Raw genomic sequence first — 5,939 nt, 5'->3', positions numbered from 1 at the left:
GCGGGCGCGGCCGCGATGCGCGAGGCCATGGCCACGGCCGGTGTCCGTCGCTGCGTGTACGTCTCCGGACTCGCTCCGTCCGGAGGCCCCGGGGAGCCTCTCTCCCGGCACATGTCCTCCCGACTCGAGGTCCAACACCTGCTCTCGGACGGACCCACGCCGGTGTTCACCCTGCGGGCCGGCATCGTCCTGGGCTCCGGTTCGGTGGGCTTCGAGATGATGCGCACCCTGTGTGAACGGTTGCCGGTCCAACCGGTCCCCCGCTGGATGCGCGGCGGCCGCGTGGAGCCGGTCGCCGAGCGTGACGTCGTCGAGGCCCTGTGTCACGCCCTCGAAGTGGCTCCCCGCACCGGGCACGGCGACCTCGGCTGCGGGGAGGCGCTGACCTACCCCGCGCTGCTGCGCAGGTTCTCCCGGGTCGCCGGGCTCCCGACACTCCGCGTCCCGGTCTTCGGGGTGCCGTGGGATCTGGTCGCGGCGGGATTGTCCCCGCTCATGGACGTGGACGCCGGTACCGTCGCCGGGCTGATCGAGAGTCTCCGCCACGAGATGGTGGCCGCCGGCCCGGCGACGGACCTGCTCCCCCCGGGGTGGGAGATGACCGGGATCGACGACGCCATCCGTCGCGCGCTCGGGGACTGACGGTGTGGTCCGGACGCGACGTCCCGGGTCCCGCCACACCGGGTCATTCCACACCCCGGCGCGAGCGCGCCCGGTGAGGGACAATCGACCGATGCCCGCGAATCTCCCGTTCACCGCCGCGACCTTCATCCGCGCCGCCCTGGACCGCCACGTGCCGAGCGGCACCACGGACGACATCGGGGAGAAGCTCCTCGACGCGGCGGTGCGGCAGTTCGAGCTCTTCGGCGTGACCCGGTCGACGATGGGGGACATCACGCAGCGGTCGGGCCTGTCCCGGATGACCCTCTACCGCCGGTTCGCCAACAAGCAGGAGCTCATCAACGCCGTCCTGCTCCGCGAGTCCGGACGCATCCTGGCCGGGCTGAAGCAGGAGATCGACCGGTACGACGACGTGGAGTCCAAGCTCACCGAAGGCTTCCTCTACACCGTCGAGACCCTGCGCGCCCACGGGCTGCTCAACCGGCTCCTCGAGAGTGAACCCGAGGTCGCCGTCCCGTATCTCACCGTCCGGGCCGAACCCCTGGTCAGCAGCAGTGCCGAGTTCCTCGCCTCGGAGATGGCCACCAGCCTCGACGACTCCCGGTCGCACGACGAACTGCTCGTGGCCGCCGAGGTGACCGTCCGTCTGGTGATCTCATTCGTCCTCACCCCCTCCACGACCATCGATCTGGACGACCCCGACGTGGCCCGGGAGTTCGCCAGGAGGCACCTGGGCCCACAACTCCGCGGTGGGCGGGGACATTCCGACGGTGCGTAGGCGGTAGGCGCCCGGGCGTTGACACGAGGGCCCGCGCTGCCTAGCCTCAGTTACAAAGAGACCTCAAATGTCACTCTGTACTCCGAGGCTCTCTCCGACCCACATCGTCGGAAACGAAAGGGATCGCCATGACCGCACCCACGCCCACCACCGCCCCCTCGAGCCCGACCCCGAGCAGCTCCCGCGAGGAGTATGACGCCGCCCTCCTCCGCCTGTCCGAGGCGTCGGTCCGACGCCACTTCGACGCGTTCGTCGACGTCCCCTGGGATCACCCCGACTTCCGTGTGGACCGCACCGACGAGCGCTGGGTCCTGCCCGCGGACGTGGATCCGCTGGGCGCCCACCCCTGGTACCAGGCGTTGCCCGTCGAGACCCAGATCGAGATCGGGCTGTGGCGCCAGGCCAACATCATGAAGGTCGGGCTGCAGTTCGAGAACATCCTGATCCGCGGGATCATGCAGTACATCTCGAACCTGGACAACGGGTCGGCCGAGTTCCGGTACCTCACCCACGAGGCGACCGAGGAGTGCCACCACACCCAGATGTTCCAGCAGGGCGTCAACATCATCGGTGCCGACGTACCCGGGTTGCCCCGCTGGATGCGCCGGGTCTCGCCGATCATCCCGTGGTTCGCCTCCCTCACACCGGTGGGCTTCTTCATCGGCGTCCTCGCCGGCGAGGAGCCGATCGACCACACGCAGAAGCAGATCCTGCGCGGCGCGGACGAGCTCCCGCCCGTCCTGAGCCGCATCATGGAGATCCACGTGGCCGAGGAGGCCCGGCACATCTCCTTCGCGCACACCTACGTGGCCCGCCACGCGCCCCGGATGAGCCGCGGTCAGATCTTCGCGGTCTCCCTGGCCTTCCCCGTGATCATGCGGGTGCTGTGCGACTCCATCCTCAAGCCGACCAAGGAATTCCGCGAGGAGTTCGGTGTCCCCCGCGAGGTCATCGACGAGCTGTACTGGGACAGCCCGAAGTCCCGCGAGTTCCTGTCCGACCTCTTCTCCGACGTGCGGATGCTCGCCGAGCAGTCCGGCCTGATGAACCCGCTCGCCCGGCGGGTCTGGCGGGCGCTGAAGATCGACGGCCGCGCCTCCCGCTACCGCAGCGAGCCGCCGGTCTCGTACTCCGCCGCCGTCTGATGCCCCACGTCGTCACGCAGGCCTGCTGCGCCGACGCGTCCTGCGTCCACGCGTGCCCGGTCAACTGCATCCACCCGACTCCGGACGAGCCGGACTTCGCCACCGCCGAGATGCTGTACATCGACCCGGACGTCTGCGTGGACTGTGGGGCGTGCGTGGGAGCGTGCCCGGTCGGGGCGATCGTCCCCGACGACCGCCTCGCCCCTGGCGAGCAGGTCTTCCTCGACCTCAACGCCGTGTTGAGCACGCCGTCTCGCCCGTACCCGCCCCAGGCGCCGGTCCCCCCGATCCGCCGTCTGGTGCGGGACCGCGGCCCCGCGGGGGAGCCACTGCGGGTGGCGATCGTCGGAGCCGGCCCCGCCGCTCTGTACACCGCCGACGAGCTGCTCAGGCAGCCGGGCGTCGAGGTGACCGTCTTCGATCGCCTGCCCGTCCCCCACGGCCTGGCCCGGCACGGCGTGGCCCCCGACCACCCGAGGACCCGGTCGGTCACCGACCTGTTCGCGCTCATCGAGGCCCAGGCCGGATTCACCTACCGGCTGGGGGTGGAGATCGGCCGGGATGTCACCGTGGACGAGCTCGCCGCCGCCCACGACGCCGTGGTCTACGCGACCGGGGCCAGCACCGACCGCCCCCTCGAGATCCCGGGCACCGGGCTCCCCGGGAGCATGTCCGCCACGGAGGTGGTGTCCTGGTACAACGGCCACCCCGACCACGTCGAGGCCCGGGTCCCGCTCGACCACGAGCGGGCCGTCATCGTGGGCAACGGCAACGTCGCCCTCGACGTCGCCCGGATCCTCGCCACCCCTGCGGAGTCCCTCGCCGCGACCGACATCTCCCCTGTCGCCCTGAAGGCCCTGCGGGACAGTCGCATCCGGGAGATCGTCGTGCTGGGTCGACGCGGGCCCGCCCAGGCCGCGTTCACCCTTCCCGAACTCGTCGGGCTGGCCTCGCGTGAGGACATCGACCTGCGCGTCGACGCCCCGGACGGGATCGATCCGGGGGCGGAGACCGATCCCCAGAGATCCCTCATGCTCGACTGCCTCGCGGACGTGGCCGCCCGCGCGCCACGGACGGGCAGGCCGCGGATCGTCCTGCGTTTCCAGACCGCACCCGTGGAGGTCGTCGGTGACGGACGCGTCGAGGGACTGCGGATCGCGGGTACGGAGTTGACGAGCCTGGACGGGAACGTGCGAGCGGTTCCCCGCCCGGGGACCGAGGAAATTCTGCCCGCAGGACTGGTCCTGCGTTCTGTCGGATACCGCGGAGTGCCCGTGCCGGGCGTGCCGTTCGACCCCGTCACCGGGACGATCCCCCACCGAGACAGCCGCGTCCTCGACCGCCCCGGCGGGTCCGAGGTCCCCGGCGCCTACGTGGTCGGGTGGATCAAGCGAGGTCCCCGCGGGTTCATCGGGTCCAACAAGACCTGCGCCCGCGAGACTGTCGACGCGCTGCTCGCCGACGCCAACGCCGCGCGTCTCCGCTCACCCCGTTCGGCGAGGGCGTTCGCGACATAGTCGAGACACCGAGCGCAGGTAGCAGTACCCGGGGGCTCCACGGCGGATGTCGACGCCGCGATTGCCGGCAGGGCCGACGTGAGCACCCGGCACGTCGGGCAGGTCGCGCTGTTCTCGGCACGGCGACCTGAGAAGCAGGCCCACGGGCCCGGGCTACTCGATCGTCAGCGCGTCCGAGGCGTCCACCTCGACCGCCCGCGAGGTGTCCTTGAGCGCCACCCCGGACGCGCCGAGCGCCCGGGCCCCCGCGATGAGCCGGGCGACGATATGGGCGGACCGGGCGTAGCCCAGCCCGTCCGGCGGGTGGATGTTGGAGATGCAGTTGCGCCCGGCGTCGGAGGTGCCCGGCGCGGGCAGGTGGGTCAGGTAGATCCCCAGGCTGTCCGCGACCGACAGTCCCGGCCGCTCGCCGATGATCACCACGACCGTGCGCGCCCCCATCGCCTGGGCGAGGTGATCGCCCAGCGCCACCCGCGCCTCGGTCGCGATCACCGGCGGCGCGATCGAGTACAGCTCGGACAGCTCGGACACCAGCGCGGCGAGGAGCCCGGCGCCGTGGTCCATCAGTGCTCGAGGCGACAGGCCGTCGGCCAGGACGAGGCCCACATCGAACTCTCCCGTGGTGATCGAGGACAGGTCCTGCGGCACCCTGCCCAGATCCGGGCGCCGCAGGTACTCCGCACGCGAGGAGGCCTGCGAGGAGACCACGGCGGGTTCCCCGATGCCGAGCTTGTCCACCTCCGAGGCGAGGGCCTCGACGTCCAGCGGCATGTGCACCGCGTCGCGCGCGGCGGCGTGGGCGGACCGGAACTCCAGGACGCGGCGGGTGGGAAGGGAGTCACCGGTGCGGCCGAGCCCGATGCGCGCCTGGGTGCTGCGACGCAGCTCGTCCCAGAAGGACGGCTCGATCCCGCTCATCGCGTCCCCGTCAGAGCGCGGAGCGGAGATCCGGTCGCGTCGACGTCCAGGATCCGTCCCTGCGCATCGACCATGCCCAGACAGTCGAGCCAGGCCGCGAACTCGGGAGCCGGGGTCAGTCCCAGCACCTGCCTGACGTACAGGACATCGTGGAAGCTCAGGCTCTGGTAACCGAGCATCACGTCGTCGGCGCCGGGGACCGCGATGACGAACGCGGTGCCCGCCGCCCCGAGGAGCGTGAGCAGGGTGTCCATGTCGTCCTGGTCGGCTTCGGCGTGGTTGGTGTAGCAGACGTCCACGCCCATCGGCAGCCCGAGGAGCTTGGCACAGAAGTGGTCCTCGAGTCCGGCGCGGATGATCTGTTTCCCGTCGTAGAGGTACTCGGGTCCGATGAACCCCACGACGGTGTTGACCAGCAGAGGTTCGAGGTCGCGACACACCGCGTAGGCCCTGGCCTCGAGGGTCTGCTGGTCCACCGGCAGACCGCCCGTCCCCAGGTGTGCGCCCGCGCTCAACGCAGAACCCTGGCCGGTCTCCAAGTACATCACGTTGTCGCCCACGGTGCCGCGGTGCAGCGACCGGCCCGCCTCGTTGGCCTCGCGCAGCAGCGTCAGGTCCACTCCGAAACCGGAGTTGGCGCCCTCTGTGCCGGCGACGGACTGGAACACCAGGTCCACCGGCGCCCCCTTCTCGATCAATTCCATCGTCGTGGTGACGTGCGACAGGACGCAGGACTGCGTGGGGATCTCGAAACGCTGCCGGATCTCGTCGAGCAGATGCAGCAGGTCCGAGGTGGCGTGCGGGGAGTCCGTCGCCGGGTTGACGCCGATCACCGCGTCGCCGGAGCCCAGGAGCAGTCCGTCGAGGGTGGCCGCGGCGATGCCCCGCGGATCGTCGGTCGGATGATTGGGCTGCAGGCGCGTGGCGAGCGTGCCCGGCAACCCCACGGTGGTGTGGAAC

General features: G+C 70.9%; 6 protein-coding genes. 4 read left to right on the top strand and 2 right to left on the bottom strand.

The genetic code is table 11. The annotated features are described in order from the left end of the window. From G6020_RS09955 to G6020_RS09940, 4 genes are all read left to right on the top strand, one after another. The coding region (locus G6020_RS09955; protein WP_182610510.1) for an NAD-dependent dehydratase at positions 1-642 on the top strand (642 nt) is incomplete at its 5' end. 91 nt (positions 643-733) lie between these two features. Continuing rightward, the gene (locus G6020_RS09950) at positions 734-1,399 is read left to right on the top strand and encodes a TetR/AcrR family transcriptional regulator (protein ID WP_241730559.1); all 666 of its coding nucleotides are present in this window, start codon (positions 734-736) and stop codon (positions 1,397-1,399) included. A 128-nt stretch (positions 1,400-1,527) separates the two neighbouring features. Beyond that, on the top strand, positions 1,528-2,544 hold the full coding sequence (locus G6020_RS09945; protein WP_182610508.1) for a diiron oxygenase: 1,017 nt from the start codon (positions 1,528-1,530) through the stop codon (positions 2,542-2,544). Next, positions 2,544-4,061, top strand: a complete 1,518-nt coding sequence (locus G6020_RS09940) for an FAD-dependent oxidoreductase (RefSeq protein WP_182610507.1) — start codon at positions 2,544-2,546, stop codon at positions 4,059-4,061. Before G6020_RS09945 ends, G6020_RS09940 begins: the two co-directional genes overlap by 1 nt. A 153-nt stretch (positions 4,062-4,214) precedes the next feature. On the opposite strand, the gene eutC is transcribed toward G6020_RS09940, so the two are convergent. Continuing rightward, positions 4,215-4,979, bottom strand: a complete 765-nt coding sequence (eutC, locus tag G6020_RS09935) for an ethanolamine ammonia-lyase subunit EutC (RefSeq protein WP_182610506.1) — start codon at positions 4,977-4,979, stop codon at positions 4,215-4,217. Next, positions 4,976-5,939: ethanolamine ammonia-lyase subunit EutB (locus G6020_RS09930; protein WP_241732649.1), on the bottom strand; the 964-nt coding region annotated here is incomplete at its 5' end. The genes eutC and G6020_RS09930, both read right to left, overlap by 4 nt.

Source organism: Dietzia sp. B19 (assembly GCF_014145155.1).
Taxonomy (GTDB): domain Bacteria; phylum Actinomycetota; class Actinomycetes; order Mycobacteriales; family Mycobacteriaceae; genus Dietzia; species Dietzia natronolimnaea.
This window is presented reverse-complemented; position numbering and strand designations above follow the sequence as displayed.

Excerpts from the sequence above, each read along its gene's own strand:
- G6020_RS09950 (WP_241730559.1), top strand. The coding sequence starts at position 734 with ATGCCCGCGAATCTCCCGTTCACCGCCGCGACCTTCATCCGCGCCGCC.
- G6020_RS09945 (WP_182610508.1), top strand. The coding sequence starts at position 1,528 with ATGACCGCACCCACGCCCACCACCGCCCCCTCGAGCCCGACCCCGAGC.
- G6020_RS09940 (WP_182610507.1), top strand. The coding sequence starts at position 2,544 with ATGCCCCACGTCGTCACGCAGGCCTGCTGCGCCGACGCGTCCTGCGTC.
- eutC (WP_182610506.1), bottom strand. The coding sequence starts at position 4,979 with ATGAGCGGGATCGAGCCGTCCTTCTGGGACGAGCTGCGTCGCAGCACC.